17 protein-coding genes and 1 pseudogene are annotated in these 16118 nt (G+C 71.4%); 13 read left to right on the forward strand and 5 right to left on the reverse strand.

Features of this window, described 5'->3' with window-relative positions; translation table 11 throughout:
- Nucleotides 1-63: 63 nt before the first annotated feature.
- From ACIQNU_RS00810 to ACIQNU_RS00820, 3 genes are all read right to left on the reverse strand, one after another.
- Entirely contained in the window at nucleotides 64-462 is a 399-nt protein-coding gene (locus ACIQNU_RS00810; protein WP_401359295.1) for a hypothetical protein, read from the reverse strand.
- 50 nt (nucleotides 463-512) lie between these two features.
- On the reverse strand, nucleotides 513-722 hold the full coding sequence (locus ACIQNU_RS00815; RefSeq protein WP_401359298.1) for a hypothetical protein: 210 nt from the start codon (nucleotides 720-722) through the stop codon (nucleotides 513-515).
- 95 nt (nucleotides 723-817) lie between these two features.
- A complete protein-coding gene (locus ACIQNU_RS00820) occupies nucleotides 818-1270 on the reverse strand; it encodes an ATP-binding protein (protein WP_401359301.1) in 453 nt (150 codons plus the stop codon).
- Nucleotides 1271-1405: 135 nt separating this feature from the next.
- Here ACIQNU_RS00820 and ACIQNU_RS00825 point away from each other — a divergent pair, with 135 nt between their 5' ends.
- The 4 genes and pseudogenes from ACIQNU_RS00825 to ACIQNU_RS00840 all read left to right on the forward strand — a co-directional run bounded on the left by ACIQNU_RS00825 (nucleotide 1406) and on the right by ACIQNU_RS00840 (nucleotide 5320).
- On the forward strand, nucleotides 1406-2758 hold the full coding sequence (locus ACIQNU_RS00825) for a hypothetical protein (protein ID WP_401359304.1): 1353 nt from the start codon (nucleotides 1406-1408) through the stop codon (nucleotides 2756-2758).
- 211 nt (nucleotides 2759-2969) lie between these two features.
- Nucleotides 2970-3275: a MazG-like family protein gene (locus tag ACIQNU_RS00830; RefSeq protein WP_401359306.1), complete on the forward strand. Its 306-nt coding sequence runs from the start codon at nucleotides 2970-2972 to the stop codon at nucleotides 3273-3275.
- A gap of 152 nt (nucleotides 3276-3427) precedes the next feature.
- Nucleotides 3428-3789 (forward strand): annotated as a pseudogene (locus tag ACIQNU_RS00835) (hypothetical protein).
- 76 nt (nucleotides 3790-3865) lie between these two features.
- Nucleotides 3866-5320: an ATP-binding protein gene (locus ACIQNU_RS00840; protein ID WP_401359308.1), complete on the forward strand. Its 1455-nt coding sequence runs from the start codon at nucleotides 3866-3868 to the stop codon at nucleotides 5318-5320.
- A 74-nt stretch (nucleotides 5321-5394) separates the two neighbouring features.
- Here the strand turns inward: ACIQNU_RS00840 and ACIQNU_RS00845 are convergent, their stop codons facing one another.
- Together ACIQNU_RS00845 and ACIQNU_RS00850 are read right to left on the reverse strand one after the other, a co-directional pair.
- Nucleotides 5395-5859 carry a heme-degrading domain-containing protein gene (locus tag ACIQNU_RS00845; RefSeq protein WP_401359311.1) on the reverse strand — a complete coding sequence of 155 codons (465 nt, stop codon included), beginning with the start codon at nucleotides 5857-5859 and terminating at the stop codon, nucleotides 5395-5397.
- Nucleotides 5856-6941, reverse strand: coding sequence for a Gfo/Idh/MocA family oxidoreductase (locus tag ACIQNU_RS00850; protein WP_401359313.1), 1086 nt, complete (start codon nucleotides 6939-6941; stop codon nucleotides 5856-5858). Before ACIQNU_RS00850 ends, ACIQNU_RS00845 begins: the two co-directional genes overlap by 4 nt.
- A gap of 47 nt (nucleotides 6942-6988) precedes the next feature.
- On the opposite strand from ACIQNU_RS00850, the gene ACIQNU_RS00855 reads away from it, so the two are divergent.
- The 9 genes from ACIQNU_RS00855 (at nucleotide 6989) to ACIQNU_RS00895 (ending at nucleotide 16065) form a co-directional block, all read left to right on the forward strand.
- Nucleotides 6989-8260 carry an ROK family protein gene (locus ACIQNU_RS00855; RefSeq protein WP_401359315.1) on the forward strand — a complete coding sequence of 424 codons (1272 nt, stop codon included), beginning with the start codon at nucleotides 6989-6991 and terminating at the stop codon, nucleotides 8258-8260.
- A 144-nt stretch (nucleotides 8261-8404) separates the two neighbouring features.
- Nucleotides 8405-9334 carry a hypothetical protein gene (locus tag ACIQNU_RS00860; protein WP_401359317.1) on the forward strand — a complete coding sequence of 310 codons (930 nt, stop codon included), beginning with the start codon at nucleotides 8405-8407 and terminating at the stop codon, nucleotides 9332-9334.
- 79 nt (nucleotides 9335-9413) lie between these two features.
- Nucleotides 9414-10190: a GntR family transcriptional regulator gene (locus ACIQNU_RS00865; RefSeq protein WP_401359319.1), complete on the forward strand. Its 777-nt coding sequence runs from the start codon at nucleotides 9414-9416 to the stop codon at nucleotides 10188-10190.
- A 158-nt stretch (nucleotides 10191-10348) separates the two neighbouring features.
- Nucleotides 10349-11473, forward strand: a complete 1125-nt coding sequence (locus ACIQNU_RS00870; RefSeq protein WP_401359320.1) for a TIGR03364 family FAD-dependent oxidoreductase — start codon at nucleotides 10349-10351, stop codon at nucleotides 11471-11473.
- A 44-nt stretch (nucleotides 11474-11517) separates the two neighbouring features.
- Nucleotides 11518-12243, forward strand: a complete 726-nt coding sequence (locus tag ACIQNU_RS00875) for an HAD family hydrolase (RefSeq protein ID WP_401362337.1) — start codon at nucleotides 11518-11520, stop codon at nucleotides 12241-12243.
- Nucleotides 12240-13352 carry an ABC transporter ATP-binding protein gene (locus ACIQNU_RS00880; protein ID WP_401359323.1) on the forward strand — a complete coding sequence of 371 codons (1113 nt, stop codon included), beginning with the start codon at nucleotides 12240-12242 and terminating at the stop codon, nucleotides 13350-13352. The genes ACIQNU_RS00875 and ACIQNU_RS00880 overlap by 4 nt, the downstream gene beginning before the upstream one ends.
- The gene (locus ACIQNU_RS00885) at nucleotides 13345-14142 is read left to right on the forward strand and encodes a 2-aminoethylphosphonate ABC transporter permease subunit (RefSeq protein WP_401359326.1); all 798 of its coding nucleotides are present in this window, start codon (nucleotides 13345-13347) and stop codon (nucleotides 14140-14142) included. Before ACIQNU_RS00880 ends, ACIQNU_RS00885 begins: the two co-directional genes overlap by 8 nt.
- On the forward strand, nucleotides 14129-14926 hold the full coding sequence (locus ACIQNU_RS00890) for an ABC transporter permease (RefSeq protein WP_401359328.1): 798 nt from the start codon (nucleotides 14129-14131) through the stop codon (nucleotides 14924-14926). The genes ACIQNU_RS00885 and ACIQNU_RS00890 overlap by 14 nt, the downstream gene beginning before the upstream one ends.
- Before the next feature lie 80 nt (nucleotides 14927-15006).
- Nucleotides 15007-16065, forward strand: a complete 1059-nt coding sequence (locus ACIQNU_RS00895) for a 2-aminoethylphosphonate ABC transporter substrate-binding protein (RefSeq protein WP_401359330.1) — start codon at nucleotides 15007-15009, stop codon at nucleotides 16063-16065.
- The last annotated feature ends 53 nt before the right edge of the window (nucleotides 16066-16118 follow it).

Consider the following 16118-nt stretch of genomic DNA (forward strand, 5'->3'; position numbering starts at 1 on the left):
TCACCGCCGACGGGCGGGATGCTGATCCGGTTTATTGGCGCGGCACAATGCCGGTCAACCGGTTCATAGGGCTGGGCAGGTTCCGTCGTGTCCGGCGAACAGCGGGCAGGCATGGTCGTCAGCCGTGGAGAGCTTGCACTCGGCGAGGGTGACCAGCTCGCTCAGCGGGCCGAGCCACCTGATCCACACCGCTCTGTCGTCGCCGAGGTAGCGGAGGATGGCGTAGTGGGGGCCGGAGTGGCGCGGAGGTAGCGGACACGTGGACCACTGGAGGATGTGGTCATCCGCGCCCGGTCCGCCGCCGATGGCGAGCACTGCCGTCCTCTGCGGGGCGGTGAGGTGGTAGTCCTCCCGCGCGCAGGGCGCGGCCATCTGCCCCGTCTTGATCAGGCGTGTGGCCAGGGCCGTCATGTAGGCCGGGTCCTTGAGCGCGCGGCGGATCACGTCCGTATCGATCTCCATCCGTTCCGTCACCGGCCCTGGGCGGTGTGGGCCGCGATGACGGCGGCGAGTTAGGAAGTGGTGGCGAGGCAGGTGCCGAGTACGTGGATGAGTACGGGGTGATTCGGGCGCGGGGTGGTCGTGGGCGGGGCGGGGTCGGTCCTGTCGTCGGGGTGTGGGTCGCCGTTCAGGAGGATGTCGATGAGGGTGTGCGGGGTGTGGTTCTTGCGGCGGGGGTGGCGGGTGGTGCGGATGCGGTGGGCGGTCCAGAGGTGAGACATCGTCAGTCGGCTTTCTCGGTTGGTGCGATTGTTCGGTGTGCGGCTGCGGTCGCTCCCGGCGCCGGGAGTCGTACGGAGCCGTGTTCCGGCGGTCATCACGCGCCACCGGCCAACGTGAAGGCGGCCCAGGTGGTGTGGCCGTCGTCACTGACGCCCCACGCGTCGGCCAGTGCGGCGACCAGGAACAGCCCTCTGCCGCACAGGTCACCGTCGTCGGCGTGCTGAAGCTGGGCCGGCGCCGGATTCTCGTCCGTGACCTCGATGTGGAGTTCGCCGCCGGTGTGCCGCATCCGCAGGGTCACGGTCCCGTGGCCGTGTTCGACGGCGTTGGTGACCAGCTCGCTCGTGACCAGCTGGGCCGTCTCGACCAGGCCGTCGAGTCCCCAGTGGCGAAGCCGGGCACGTACCACGCGGCGAGCCTGGCCCGGCCGGAGCCTGTCCTGCCCCGGCAACCCCGCGCGGGGGAAGCTCACCGTGCAGCCGGGATCGGCCGTATCGCCGCCCGTCGAACGGTCGTTGTCGCGCCGCGCTCTCATGGTGCTGGTCACTCCGTCTCCCAGAGGCCGAGATCGTTCGCTGTCCACGGAAGAGGTAACCGCTCGGTCACTCTCCGCGGGTACCGTGGGAGACAGGTGGGACCGTGAACACCGTGAACGCCCTGCTCTTTGTCGGGAGTTGAGGTCATGGCCACGAAGAAGCGCACACCCAACCCTGCCCTCGCCGGGTTGCTGGACCAGGCGGGATGGACGCGGACACAGTTGGCGCAGCAGGTCAACCGGCTCGGTCCACAGGCCGGACTCGATCTGACGTATGACCGCACGGCCGTCGCCCACTGGATCGCGGGAACGGAGCCGAAACCTCAGGTCAGAGCCCTGATCGTGGAGGCGTTGTCGGCGCGGCTCGGGCGTCCGGTCACGCACGCAGAGGCGGGTCTGACGCCCGCCGCGTCCGTCATCGCCTCCGGAGGGGCCGACACTGTCGAGGAGTTGATGGACCTAGGAAGGGCAACCATGGACCCGTCCCGCCGTGGCGTTGTCGCCGCGACCGTGTTCTCCGCCGCTCTCGCCGTCCCCGCCTTCGCGCCGCAGGCCCACGCCGCCACCGGCGGGGCGACCCCCGCCAGGAGGACGATCCGGGTCGGGGCCTCCCAGGTCGAGTCGGTCCGCACCATGACGGACCGGATCGCGGACATCCTGGACGAACTCGGCGCCGGCCATGCCATGCCCATGGCCTCGGCCTTCCTCGTCAACACGGTCGGCCCCTGGCTGAAGGCCCGGTCGACGGAGCGGGTCCGCAAGGACATGCTCGCGGCGGCCTCCGATCTGACGTACCTGACCGGGTGGATGGCCATGTACGAGAAGGCCCACGGCCTGGGGCAGAGCTACTACGTCAAGGCGCTCGCCCTCGCCCGGGACGCCGACGACCCTCTGACGTACTGCCGCACTCTGCGCGGTATGTCCCTCCAGGCGTCGAACCTCGGTCACGGACGCAAGGCGTTGGAACTCGCCGACTCGGCGGCGCAGGCGGCGCCCTCGGCCGGGCCGCGCCTGCGGGCGTTCCTGCGTGGCCAACAGGCCCATGCCGCCGCCATGGTGGGCGACCGCCACCTGGCACACGCCCGGTTGAGGGAGGCCGAGGACGCCTTGGCGAAGGCGGACAGCCGACGGGACGCCATCGGCGGCTACGACCGTACGGCCTGGCTCTTCCATGTCTCCCACGTGCTCAACGAAGAGCGTGACCTGCCGGGCAGCATCAAGGCCCTGCAACAGTCGATCAAGGTCCAGCCCGCGCAGGAACGGCAGGGCAGGGTCCACGCGTACGCGGTCCTGGCCGGACGGCAACTCGCGTACGGGCATCTCGACGCGGCCTGCGTGAGCTGGGGCCGCTTCCTCGACGAGTACGCGCATGTGAGCACCGCACGCGGTGACGACCACTTCACGACGATGCGCAGGGAACTCCGACGGCACGCGACCGCCCGTCCGGTACGGGAACTGTCCAGTCGGGCGAGGGAAATCGCGGAACTGAAGGCGGCGTAGGCGCTCCGCTGGGTTGCGGGGACGGGTTGCATTTCTGCTGCGGTGCATTCGGGGGCACCGGGCGCCTGGGGCTGTGCCCACCCGTTCCGCCGTGCGGAACGCCTGCCCACAGCGGGTTCGGGGTGGGTGGAGGTGCTGAGCGGAACGCAGGGTGTGCACACTGCTTCCGCTACGTTCCGAAGTCACCTGCCGTACCGTCGCTGGAGGAGTCTTGGAGATCGGGGACGCCCAGAAGCTCGCCTGGGAGAACAAGACCCACAAGGGGTTCAACACCAGCGACGTTGCCCTGGAGTTCGGCCTTCTCACCGCCGAGGTCGGCGAAGCCTTCACCGCCTGGCGCAAGGGGCTGCCCGACCTCGGCGAGGAACTGGCCGACGTCTTCCTCTATCTGACGGCCCTCGCGGAGATGAACGGCGTGGACCTGGACTCCGAAGTCGCCCGCAAGATCGAGAAGAACAGGCGCCGTACGTACGGGCGGAACGAGCACGGGGCGCTGATCCGGACGAGCGAGACGTAGCTCTTCCCGCTGATCTACGGCACCAACTGTTCCAGCGCCACCACTCTCGCGTCGCCCTTCGGCACCCGGCTCACCGAGATCGCCCCGGGTACCGCCTCCGCCGACTACGCCCGAATCACCTGGAGGGCTGCCACGTGAGGACAGTTGTCGACCTGCGTTACGTCACCGGGCTTTCCCCCGTCCGGGACGATCTGATCGCCGTCGTCGCCACCTTCACGGAACGCCTGGAACGGCATGCCGGTGAGCCCGGCCGTGCTCGCCTACACGGTGGACGGCGAGGCGGTTGGCTACGCGTACAGCAATGTCATCGACTCCGGCGACCGCTGGTGGGGGCGCATCACCCCTCCGTATCCACGACGCGCTCCTCGCCGAGCACGGGCACCAGCCTTACGTGTCGCTGATGGTGAACCCGGCCGGCGGCGACGGGAAGGTGCAGTGCCTCTACGAGTCGTCCCCGCAGTCTCCGGTACTGGCGGCGATGCTCCGCTCCACCCGGCCCTCTGCCCCGGAGTAGGCGCGACAGGGTGTTTTCGGGCGAGTAAAGTCGGATCCGTTCATACTTTGTGTGCATCCGACTTCAGGAGGCTGTCTTGGCGTTCACCGGGCGGGGGCGTGAGTTGCGGATCCTGGAGTCCTGGCTGGACAAGGTCTCGTCCGGGTCGGGGGGCAGCAGGGGGCAGGCGCTGGTGTTGAAGGGGCGGCGCCGGATCGGGAAGACCCGGCTGGTGCAGGAGTTCTGTGGACGCTCCAGGCTTCCGTACACCTTCTTCCAGGCGACCCGCAGTCAGCCCGCACCGCTCGCCCGGCGGGCGCTGTTCGACGCGGTCTCGGGAGGGGTGGGGATGAAGGAATACGGTGCCGCACTGGCCCACGTACCACCGCCGGATGACTGGGTGCGGACGCTGGCCGCCGTGGCCGCCGCGCTGCCCGCCGACCGGCCGGTGATCCTCGTCCTCGACGAGGTGCCGTGGCTCGCCGAGTCCGACCCGGGATTCGACGCCGCGCTGAAGACGGCCTGGGACCTGCACCTGTCGGCCAAGCCCGTACTGCTCCTGCTGCTGGGCTCGGACCTGTCGATGATGGACCGGCTGACGTCGTACGACCACCCCTTCTACGGGCGGGCCGGCGAGTACACCGTGGGACCGCTCAACCCGGCCGACGTGCAGGAATCCACCGGCCTCGACGCCGCGGAGGCGCTGGACGCCTACCTGGTCACCGGAGGGTTCCCCGAGGTGGTCACCGACTGGCGGACCGGCGAATCGGTGAGCGCGTACCTGGCCCGCCAGGTGGAGAATCCCTCGTCCGTTCTGCTGACCACGGGTGAGCGCTCGCTGGCCGCGGAGTTCCCCGCCAGGCTCCAGGCCGGGCGGGTGCTGCGGGCGATCGGTTCCGGGGAGCGCACCTTCTCCGGTATCGCGGCCAGTACGGGAGGCACCGACGGACGCCCGCTGGCCCATGGCACCCTCGCTCCGATCCTGACCGAACTCACCGAGGTGAAGCGGATCGTGGCCGCGGATCTGCCGCTGTCCGTCCAGCCCGCCCCCAAACTCAAGCGCTATCGGATCGCCGACACCTACCTCCGGTTCTGGCTGGCGCACCTGGAGAACGCCGTGGCCCAGGCGGAGCGCGGCCGAGGGGAAGTGTCCGTCGCGCGCATCCAGCGGTCATGGCCGTCCTGGCGTGGACGCGCCGTGGAACCGGTCATCCGTGAGGCGCTGGCACGCCGTCTGGCCATGGACGCGTTCCCCGAGGCGGCCGAGGTCGGAGGCTGGTGGAATCGGCAGAACAACCCCGAGGTCGACCTCGTCGGCGCGGACGACCTGCCGATCGCCCGGCGGGTCTTCTTCGTCGGCTCGGTGAAGTGGCGGGACGAGGCCCGGTTCGGCGCCCGGGATCTGGCCGAACTGGCAGCCTCGGCCCGGCTGGTTCCCGGTGCGGAGGAGGCGCCGCTGGTCGCGGTGAGCCGACGGCCGCCGACCGCCGAAGCGGCAGACGGCCTGGCAGCGCACTGGGGACCGGAAGACGTGATCACTGCCTGGCGGTGATCAGGGATTCCCGCCGTCAGAGCGGCTGCAGGGCTGGCTCGTACGTATGTATCTGCCGGCGCGTACGTATGTATCTAGCGCACGAGCTGTTCCAGCGCCTCCACCACCATCGCGTGGTCCTCCGCCTGCGGAAGGCCCGACACCGTGACCGTGCCCACCACCCCCGCCCCCCTCACCGTGAGGGGAAACGCGCCGCCGTGCGCCGCGTACTCGTCCGGGTTCAGGCGGGACGACTCCTCGAAACTTGTGCCCTTGGCCCGGAAGCGCGTTCCTACCAGGTACGACGACGAGCCGTAGCGCTCCACCACTCGGCGTTTGCGGGTGATCCACGCGTCGTTGTCCGAGGTCGAGCCGGGGAGTGCCGCGTGGAAGAGTTGTTGGCCGGTGCGGTGGATGTCGATCGCCACCGGGGCGTTCCGGTCGCGAGACATGGTCACCAGCAGGGAACCCAGGGTCCACGCGTCCTCGTGCGTGAAGCTCTCCCACACCAAACGGCGTTCCTGGGACTCCAGTTCCTCTGTCAGCTCCTCGATCGTCACAGCGTCACCGTCACCCCTTCTTGGGCCGAGCGGCGGGCCGCTTCCAGGACGTCCAGGGTCGCGGCGGCCTCCCGCGCCGTCACCGGGTTCGGGGCGCCGTCGTGGAGGGCGGCGGCGATGGCCGCGTAGTACGCCGGGTACGCGCCGGGAAGCGTCGGCTCCGGGCGTCCGCCGCCGGTCAGAGGGGATTCGCCGGAGCCGACCGTGCCCCAGAGGTGTTCGGGCTCGATGCCCCACGGCTCCAGTGGAGTCGGGCGTTCGCCGTCGCGGAGGGAGGCCTCCTGGGGGTCCAGGCCGTACTTCACGTATCCCGCCGATGAGCCCAACACCCGGAAACGCGGGCCCAGTTGGGCCGTCGTCGCGGAGACGTACAGGTGGGAGCGGACGCCGTTCGCGTGCGTCAGCGCCAGGAACGTGTCGTCGTCGGTCGCCGCGCCAGGCCGCCGTACGTCCGACTCCGCGTACACCGACACCACCCGGCCGAACAGGAACAGCGCCTGGTCCACGACATGGCTGCCCAGGTCGTACAGCAGGCCGCCGAACTCGTTCGGGTCGCCCGACTCGCGCCAGCCGCCCTTGAGCTGGGGGCGCCACCGTTCGAAACGGGATTCGAAGCGCCAGATGTCGCCCAGCTCGCCGTCGTCGATCAGCTTGCGGAGGGTCAGGAAGTCGTTGTCCCAGCGGCGGTTCTGGAAGACCGACAGGAGCAGGCCGCGTTCGTCGGCGAGGTCGGCCAGCTCGTGGGCCTCCGCCGCCGTCCCCGCGATCGGCTTGTCCACGACCACCGGCAGACCCGCCCTGAGCGCGGCCGTGGCCAGCGGTACGTGCGTCTTGTTCGGGGACGCCACGACCACCAGGTCCAGTGCGGATGAGGCGGACCGCGTCCAGAGGTCTTCCGCCGTGTCCGCGAAGCGGACGTCCGGGAACTCCGCCCGCGCCTGCTCCCGGCGCTCCGGCGACGAAGTGACGATCGTGTCGAGGACGAGACCCTCGGTGGCGGCGATCAGCGGGGCGTGGAACACGGAGCCCGCCAGCCCGTATCCGACGAGGCCGACGCGCAGGGGTGAGACCGATCCAGTCATACGCCCACTTAAGCAACGCTGTTGCCAAAGTGCAAGCGGGCCCGACAATGGGGGGTGTGGACAGCAACATCGGCAGCGACATCGGCAGTGACATCGGCAGTGACATCGGCAGTGACATCGGCAGTGACATCGGCAGTGAGATCGACAGCGGCGGCCCCGGTGACCCCCGCGACCCCGGGCCCCACGGCGTCAACCTCCCCGCGCTGCGCGGGCACAACACCGCCCTCGTCCTCGACCTGCTGCGCCGATCCGGCACCGCAGGCGTCAGCCGGCTCGAACTCGCCGCCCGCACCGGACTCACCCCGCAGGCCGTCAGCAAGATCACCGCACGGCTGCGCGGCGAGGGGCTGCTCGCGGACGCGGGGCGCCGGGCGTCGACGGGCGGCAAGCCGTCGACCCTGCTGCGGCTCGTACCGGAGGCGGGGCACGCCATCGGAGTGCATCTGGACCGCGACGAGATCACGGCCGTCCTGGTCGATCTGCGGGGCACGGTCGTCGCGGAGCGGCACGCACCGTTCGACCTGGGCGCGGGCGCGGAGCCGGTCATCGACGCGGTGGCCGGTGCCGTGGCGGAACTCTCGGCGGAGGGCACGGGCCCCGCACCCCTCGGCGTCGGCGTCGCACTGCCCGGCCCGCTCGACCACCGGCGGGGCGTACTCGGCCGGATCACGGGCTTCCCCGAGTGGGAGGGTTTCGCGCTACGGGACGTCCTGGAGCGGCGCCTCGGGCTGCCGGTCGCCGTCGACAAGGACACCAACGCGGCGGCACTCGGACTCGCCCTCGGCCTGGGCGGCACGGCGGTCCCGGCGGTTCCTGCGTACGGGTCGTTCGCGTATCTGCATCTCGGTACCGGACTCGGCGCGGGGCTCGTGCTGGGCGGGGCCCTGTACCGGGGGGCGCGGACCGGGGCGGGGGAGTTCGGGCACCAGGTGATCGACCTGGACGGGGTGGTGTGCGGGTGCGGCAGGCGCGGGTGCGTCGAGGCGCTGTGTCTCGCGGCGGTGCGGCGGGGCGACCCGGAGGAGGCGGCGCGGGTCCTCGGTACGGCCGCCGCCAACCTCGTGGGGCTGCTCGACATCGACCTCGTCCTGCTCGGCGGCCGGACGGTGACGGCGTACGAGGACATCTTCGTACGGGGCGTCACCTCGGTCCTGCCCGCCCCCGCCTCGGTCCTGCCCGCCCCCGCGATCCCGGTCCACCTCGCCCCGGGCGGGCCCCGCGCCACCGCCGAGGGGGCGGCCCAACTGGTCCTGGCCCCGGTGTTCGGCCGGGAGCCGATGGAGCGTGCGGGCGGCGCCGGGATCTCCCGCGTGGTCTGACGCGGGTCCGTCCGCTGCGTGCGCCTGTCGCGGGTCCGCTGTTCGAACGGATTTCGGCCGCCGATCGGGCGGACGCCGTGCGTGGCGGTCCGGCGCCCGCGCACCCCGCTGGCAGGGTCGCGAGCCCACGACCAAAGGCCCGTCATGCGACAGAGCACCCCCCTCGCCCGCCATGTCATCGCCGCCACCGCCCTGACGGCCGCCACGCTGACCCTCACGACGGCACCGGCGGCAGCGGCCCTCACGGTCACCCCTGCCAGCACCTCGCCCCCCGCGCCCGCCCCCGGCACCCTCACCCGCGCCCCCGCCCTCAGCTCGGTCACCGTCGCCCCGGCGGAGACCGCGACCCCGCCCGCCGTCCCCCGGGCGCCCGGCGCCGGCGCCCTGGCCCTGCCGCCGCCTTCCTGCCCCGCCGCCCCCGACGACGCGTTCCCCCTCGACACCCTGATCCACGACGGGCCCGACCGGTACCGGGCCGGTGACGGGCCGCTCCGCTGGCGGATCGAGCTGGCCAACGCGACCGGGGCCGAGTGCGCGGGCGTGCACCCCGTCGTCGTGTTGGTGGACACCACCCGGGCGCTGCGGGGGCCTCAGGTGCGGATGGAGTTCCGGGACGGTACGCGGTGGCGGCCCGCCGCGATCGAGCGGACCGACCGGGACGAGACGATCGCCGTGTTCGACGACGGGTTCGCCGGATTCGCCGTACCCGCGCACGGCAGCGTGAACGTCGACGTCCGGCTCGCCTTCGCCGCCGACGCCACCCCGAACGAGGTCGTCGCCCAGGCCGCCGTCGTCCAGCGCCGCAGCGACGACGGTGCGTGGGTGGGGGAGTCGGAGCCGTACCGGTTCCGCGTGGACGCGGCCTCGAAGGCGGTGCTCGACGGCCGGGCGAGGCCGGCCGTCCCCGCCGCGCCCTCGCCCGGCGCCCGTCCCTCCGCGCCCTACCAGCTCGCCACCACCGGCGCCCCGTCCCGCAAGGGCCTCGCCGCAGCCGCCGTCGCCCTGTTCCTCACCGGCACCGCCCTCTTCACGGTCGCCCGCCGCTTCCGGACCCCCGGCCCGCACCGCCACTGACCCCCGCACAGCCACTGACCCCCGCCCCGCCTGACCCCCCGCCCCACCTGCGGCGCGTCCCTCTGCGACCATCCCTTCCGTGGACTACCCCAACGACCAGGCACCTGGCGCACCCATCCGTTCCGGTATCCCCGAGCACGGCCGTATCCCCAAGTACTACGCCGTGAAGGCCCGTATCGCCGTGCTGGTCGGCGAGTTGGCCGAGGGCGACACGCTGCCCACGGAACGGGATCTGGCGCTGCGGTACGAGGTCTCGCGGGAGACCGTGCGTCAGGCGCTGCGCGAGCTGCTCCTTGAGGGCAGGCTGCGGCGGCAGGGGCGCGGCACCGTCGTCGCCGGGCCCAAGCTCGAACAGCCCCTCTCCCTCGCCAGCTACACCGAGGGCGTCCGCAGGCAGGGGCGTACCCCGGGGCGTCATCTCATCGGGCTCGACCGGTTCCCCTGCCCGGAGACGCTCGCCGCCGAGACCGGCCTGGAGCGCGGCGAACCCGTCTGGCACCTGGAGCGCGTCCTGCTCGCCGACGACGAACGCGTCGGCCTGGAGAGCACGTACGTCGCCGTGTCCCGCGTCCCCCACCTGGACACCGACTTCGAGCCCGACTCCTCCTTCTACGCCTACCTCGGCGACCGGATGGGCATCGGCTTCGGCGACGCCGACGAACGCATCGAGACCGTCCTCGCCACGCCGCGCGAGGCCCTGCTCATCGGCACCCCGCCCGCCCTGCCGATGCTGCTCATCCACCGAGTCTCACGGGACACCGAGGGGCAGCCACTCGAACGCGTCCGCAGCCTCTACCGGGGCGACCGGTTCTCCTTCAGCACTCATCTCGACGGCACCCGCCAGCCGAAGCAATGAGGTAACTCGCCCCATTTTGGCGAGTGCGGAATCGGCCCGTCGCCAGGCTCCCGATGTCACGAGAAGATAACGGGTCTAGGCCAAACTTGAGAGGCCGTTCACCATCCCGTTCCCGTTCCGACCGCCCCGGGTCACCCGGCGCCATCAGCTTGGTCGGCGTGAGAGTGACAGTCGTAGGAGCCGGCGTGGTGGGCACCATGCACGCCTGGCAAGCGGTGGAACGCGGCCATGAGGTCGTCCAGATCGAGCGCGAAACGGAGGCACGCGGCGCGTCCCTGCGCAACTTCGGGCAGATCTGGGTCAGCGGGCGCGCGGGCGGCGCGGAACTCGACACCGCCCTGCGCGCCCGGGAGTTGTGGGAGGCCATCGGCGCCCGCGTCCCGGACCTCGGGTTCCGGGCCAACGGCTCGCTCACCCCGCTGCGCACAGCCCATGAGCGGAAGGTCGCCGAGGCCGCCCTCGCCAGAGTCGACGCGGGGGCGCGCGGTTACGCGCTGCTCACCGCCGACGAGGCCCGCGCCCTCAACCCGGCCCTGCGCGGCGCCTTCGACGCCGCCCTGTACTGCGAACGCGACGCGGCCGTCGAACCCCGCACCGCCCAACTCGCCCTGCGCGCCGAGCTGTTGAAGTCGCCCCGCTACACCTTCCTGCCGGGCCGCGAGGTCCGCGAGGTGATCGGCGAGAACGCCGTCCGCGACGACCACGGCGACGTCCACGCGTCCGACGCCGTCGTCCTGTGCACCGGCGCCTGGCTCGGCGGACTCGTCCGCGAACTCGCCGGACCCGACCTGCCCGTACGCCGCGTACGCCTCCAGATGATGCAGACCGACCCGCTCGGCGAACCCCTCACCACCTCGATCGCCGACGCCGACAGCTTCCGCTACTACCCGGCGTATCGCAGCGCGGCCCTCGATCTGCTCGACGCCGAGCAGCCGCAGGACCCGACCGCCGCCGCGCACCGGATGCAACTGCTGATGGTGCAGCGCCGCGACGGCGGCCTGACCATCGGCGACACCCACGAGTACGAGCACCCCTTCGCGTTCGACACCCTCGAAGACCCCTACGAGCATCTGACCGGCGTCGTCGAGAGCTTCCTCGGCCGGCCGCTGCCGAAGATCCGGCGCCGCTGGGCCGGGGTGTACGCGCAGTGCACCGACACCTCCCGCGTGGTGCACCGCCAGCGGGTGCGCGACGGCGTGTGGCTGGTGACCGGGCCCGGCGGGCGCGGCATGACCTGCGCCCCCGCCATCGCCGAACGGACCGCCGACGAGTTGGGCTGGTGAATACCCCCATGAACACCCCCATGAACACCCCCATGAGCACCTTCATGAACGACAGCAGCGCCATGGCCACCCACGACGACCACGGCATCCGCCTCGTCGTCCTCGACATGGCCGGCACCACCGTCGCCGACGGCGGCCTCGTGGAACGCGCCTTCTCCACCGCCGCCGAACGCCTCGGCGTCGAGCCCGGCACTGACGACCACGCCCGCAAACTCGCCTACGTACGCGCCACCATGGGCGAGTCCAAGATCTCCGTCTTCCGGCACCTGTTCGGCGACGAGGACCTTGCCCAGCGCGCCAACACCGCCTTCGAGGAGGCGTACGGGGAGTTGGTCGACGGCGGTCTCATCGCCGAGATTCCGGGCGCCCGCGCCACCATCGAAGCCCTCCGTGAATCCGGCCGTACGGTCGTCCTCACCACCGGATTCGCCCGCACCACGCAGGACGCCCTGCTCGACGCGCTCGGCTGGCGCGACCTGGGGCTGCTCACCCTGTGCCCGGCGGACGCCGGGGGCCGGGGCCGCCCGTACCCCGACCTCGTACTCGAAGCGTTCCTGCGGGCCGGCGCCGCCGACGCGCTGCGTCAGGTCGCGGTCGCGGGGGACACCTCCTACGACATGCTCAGCGGGGTGCGGGCCGGGGCCGGGGTCGTGGCGGGGGTGCTGACCGGGGCGCACGGGGACGCGGAGCTGCGGGCGGCCGGGGCGACCGATGTGCTCGGCTCGGTCGTGGAGCTGCCCGCACTTCTGGCCGCCGGGGACCGGCGATGAGCAGCGGTATCCGCTTCGACCGGGTCTCCGTCGCGTACGACGGCACGACCGTCCTCGACGGGTTCGATCTGACCGTCGAGCCCGGCGAGGTCGTGGCGCTGCTCGGCCCGTCCGGGTCCGGGAAGACCACCGCGCTGCGGGCCGTCGCCGGATTCGTCCGGCCCGATTCCGGGCGGGTGTTCATCGGCGGCCGTGACATCACGGACCTGCCGCCCCACCGGCGCGGCATCGGCATGGTCGTCCAGCAGTACGCGCTCTTCCCGCACATGCGGGTCGCCGACAACGTCGCCTTCGGCATGCGGGCCCGCAAGGTCCCCAAGGGCGAGATTCCCGGGCGGGTCGGCGAGGCCCTGGAGATGACCGGGATGACGGCCTACGCCCGCCGGTACCCCCGGGAGCTGTCCGGCGGGCAGCAGCAGCGCGTCGCCATCGCGCGGGCGCTCGCCGTACGCCCCGGGGTGCTGCTCCTCGACGAGCCGCTGTCCGCGCTCGACGCCCGCCTGCGCTCCGGCATGCTCGCCGAACTCGCCCGGCTGCACCGCGAGTTGCCCGAGGTGTCGATGCTGTACGTCACCCATGACCAGGTCGAGGCGCTGACCCTGGCCGACCGGATCGCCGTGATGGACCGGGCCCGGCTCCAGGACTGCGGGACCCCGCAGGAGCTGTACCGGACGCCGCGTACCGCCTTCACGGCGTCGTTCGTGGGCAACGCCAATCTGCTGCCGGTGACCGTGGCGAAGAAGGGGGTCGTGTCTTTCGGGGATGCCATTGAACTCGCCGTGGATACAAGGGACTTGGCGTCCGGGGTGAGTGCGACGCTCTGTGTGCGGCCCCATCTTGTGCGGCTCGGAGAGGGAGACGAGGACGGGGACGGATACGGAGGCGGGGGCGCGGTCGATGTCGGGGCCGGGGTCAACGCGCTGGCCGGGGTGGTGACCGAGGTGCAGTGGCGGGGGGCCGCGCACCGGGTCCACCTCGCTGTCGAAGGGCACCAGGTCATCGCGGACGTACCCGAGCTGCCGTCGCCTCCCGTACTCGGTGACCGGGTCACCGTGCACTTCCTGCCCGCCGACGCCTCGCTGATACCGCAGGGGGTGGGGCATGGGTAGGGCGCGGGTGGTGTGGACGCTGCCGCCGGTCCTCGTCCTCGGCGCGCTGTTCCTCTACCCCCTCTACCTCGTCGTCCGGCAGACCTCGTTCGACGCCTTCGGCCAGGTCTTCGCCTCCGGCGTCTTCCGGGACGCGCTGTGGACCACCGTGTGGCTCGCGGTCGGGGCGACCGCCGGGTGTCTGGTCCTCGGGTTCCTGCTCGCCCTCGTCATCGCCTTCGTGCCGTTCCCCGGGGCGAAGGGCGTCGCCAAGTTCATCGACGTCTTCCTGTCCTTCCCGTCCTTCCTCATCACCCTCGCGCTGCTCTTCCTGTACGGGACGGTCGGCGTGGCCAACGGGGCGTGGACCGGGGTCACGGGCGCGGCCGAGGGGCCGTTCCAGTTCCTCACCACACCGTGGGGGGTGCTGCTCGCCGAGATCACGTACTTCACGCCGTTCGTGATGCGGCCCCTGCTCGCCGCGTTCTCGCAGCTCGACACCGCCCAACTGGAGGTGGCGAGTTCGCTGGGTGCGCGGCCCGCGCGGATCGTGCGGCGGGTGATCCTGCCCGAGGCGCTGCCCGCGCTCGCGGCCGGCGGCAGCCTCGTCCTGGTGCTCTGCCTCAACGAGTTCGGCATCGTCCTGTTCACCGGAGCCAAGGGCGTCACGACGCTGCCGATGCTCGTGTACAGCAAGGCGATCCTGGAGTCCGACTACGCGGGCGCCTGCGTCGTCGCCGTCGTCAACGTCCTGATCTCCGTGGGCCTCTACGGCCTCTACCGGGTGGTGAGCCGCCGTGCTGGTGCATAGCCGGAAGGGGAAGTGGGCCGCCTGGGCCGTGTTCCTCGTGCTGTTCGTCCCGCTGTTCGCGATGCCGCTCCTGGTCATCGTCGCCGCGTCCTTCGCCACCCACTGGTCGGGCGTCCTGCCGTCCGGGTTCACGACGGAGCACTACGGCGCCGCGACCCGCGGCGAGTCGTTGCAGGCCCTCACCACCAGCCTGGTCACGGCCCTCACGGCGAGCGTCCTCGCGCTGACCGTCGGCACCTGGGCCGCGCTCTCCGCCGCCGCGCTCGGCAAGCGGGGACGCCGGGTCATGGACGCCCTGTTCGTGCTGCCTGTCGCCGTGCCGTCGGTCGTCGTCGGGCTCGCGATCCTCGTCGCCTACTCGCAGCCGCCGGTCCTGCTCAACGGCACCCGGTGGATCGTGATCGCCGCGCACACCGTCCTCGTCACGGCCTTCGCGTACCAGTCCGTATCGGCCGCCGTCGTCCGGCTCGACCCCGCCTACGAACAGGCCGCCGCCTCACTCGGCGCCCGCCCCTCCTACGTCCTGTGGCGGGTCCGCCTGCCGCTCCTTCTGCCCTCCCTCAACGCCGCCGCCGGGCTCTGCTTCGCCCTGTCCATGGGGGAGTTGAGCGCCACGATGATGCTCTACCCGCCGGACTGGACACCCCTGCCCGTACGGATCTTCGCCGCCACCGACCGCGGTTCGCTGTTCACCGGCTCCGCGCTCGCGGTGGTCCTGATGGGCACGACCCTGCTCGTCCTGCTCCTGGTCTCCCGTATCCGCTCCCGCGCCTCCTACCGCTGACCGACCGCCACCCCCCTCGCGCGTGTCCGTTCCGTCTCAACCACCCCTTACCCCTTACCTCGTCAGGAGTTCGTCTCGCCATGCGCAATTCGATCAAGCCGATCGCCGCCGTCACCGGCAGCCTCGCCCTCGCCCTCTCCCTCACCGCCTGCGGAGGCGGTTCCGCCGCGTCCGACGAGAAGGTCGTCACCGTCTACAGCGCCGACGGCCTGAAGGGCGAGAACGGCGACGGCTGGTACGACCGGATCTTCAAGGACTTCGAGAAGGAGACCGGTATCAAGGTCAAGTACGTCGAGGGGGGCTCCGGCGAGGTGGTGCAGCGCGCCGTCCGCGAGAAGTCCAACCCGCAGGCCGACGTGCTGGTCACCCTGCCGCCGTTCATCCAGCAGGCCGACGGCAAGGGTCTGCTCGACAAGTACAGCCCGAAGGACGCGGGCCAGGTCGACGGCGGCGACAAGGGCGCCGACGGCACTTGGACGTCGGTCGTCAATAACTACTTCGGGTTCATCTACAACAAGAAGGAGCTGCCGAAGGCGCCCACCACGTGGGAGGAGCTGACCGGCGGCGCGTACAAGAACAAGCTCCAGTACTCCACGCCCGGAGTCGCCGGGGACGGGACCGCCGTCCTCATCAAGGCGATGCACGACTTCGGCGGCCAGGAGCCGGCGATGGCGTATCTGAAGAAGCTCCAGTCCAACAACGTCGGCCCGTCCGCGTCGACCGGCAAGCTCGCCCCGAAGGTCGACAAGGGTGAACTCCTCGTCGCCAACGGCGATGTGCAGATGAACTACGCCCAGTCCCGCTCCATGCCGAACCTCGGCATCTGGTTCCCGGCGAAGGAGGGCGGCAAGGCCACCACCTTCGCGCTGCCCTACGCGGCCGGTCTCGTCACCAAGGCACCGCACAGCGACAACGGCAGGAAGCTGCTCGACTACATGCTCGGGCAGAAGGCGCAGCAGCAGGTCAGCGAGGTCGGCGGCGGCTTCACCGTCCGCGGCGACGTCAAGGCGACCGACGCGAACGCCATCGAACTGGCCAAGCTCATGGAGGGCGTCGAGGTCTTCCAGCCCGACTGGGCGGACATCGACAAGAACCTGACCGCGTACGTCGATGCCTGGAAGTCCGCCACCGGCAGCTGATCCGCCCCCGGTTCCGTACGCAAGGCACGTCTCAAGGCACGTCTCAAGGCACG

Origin of the sequence: Streptomyces sp. NPDC091292, assembly GCF_044757265.1 — a bacterium.
Lineage (GTDB): Bacteria > Actinomycetota > Actinomycetes > Streptomycetales > Streptomycetaceae > Streptomyces.

What these genes read in the sequence shown, in the direction of transcription:
- ACIQNU_RS00810 (WP_401359295.1), bottom strand. Translation starts at nt 462, where the DNA reads ATGGAGATCGATACGGACGTGATCCGCCGCGCGCTCAAGGACCCGGCC.
- ACIQNU_RS00815 (WP_401359298.1), bottom strand. Translation starts at nt 722, where the DNA reads ATGTCTCACCTCTGGACCGCCCACCGCATCCGCACCACCCGCCACCCC.
- ACIQNU_RS00825 (WP_401359304.1), top strand. Translation starts at nt 1,406, where the DNA reads ATGGCCACGAAGAAGCGCACACCCAACCCTGCCCTCGCCGGGTTGCTG.
- ACIQNU_RS00850 (WP_401359313.1), bottom strand. Translation starts at nt 6,941, where the DNA reads ATGACTGGATCGGTCTCACCCCTGCGCGTCGGCCTCGTCGGATACGGG.
- ACIQNU_RS00855 (WP_401359315.1), top strand. Translation starts at nt 6,989, where the DNA reads ATGGGGGGTGTGGACAGCAACATCGGCAGCGACATCGGCAGTGACATC.
- ACIQNU_RS00860 (WP_401359317.1), top strand. Translation starts at nt 8,405, where the DNA reads ATGCGACAGAGCACCCCCCTCGCCCGCCATGTCATCGCCGCCACCGCC.
- ACIQNU_RS00875 (WP_401362337.1), top strand. Translation starts at nt 11,518, where the DNA reads ATGAACGACAGCAGCGCCATGGCCACCCACGACGACCACGGCATCCGC.
- ACIQNU_RS00880 (WP_401359323.1), top strand. Translation starts at nt 12,240, where the DNA reads ATGAGCAGCGGTATCCGCTTCGACCGGGTCTCCGTCGCGTACGACGGC.
- ACIQNU_RS00885 (WP_401359326.1), top strand. Translation starts at nt 13,345, where the DNA reads ATGGGTAGGGCGCGGGTGGTGTGGACGCTGCCGCCGGTCCTCGTCCTC.
- ACIQNU_RS00895 (WP_401359330.1), top strand. Translation starts at nt 15,007, where the DNA reads ATGCGCAATTCGATCAAGCCGATCGCCGCCGTCACCGGCAGCCTCGCC.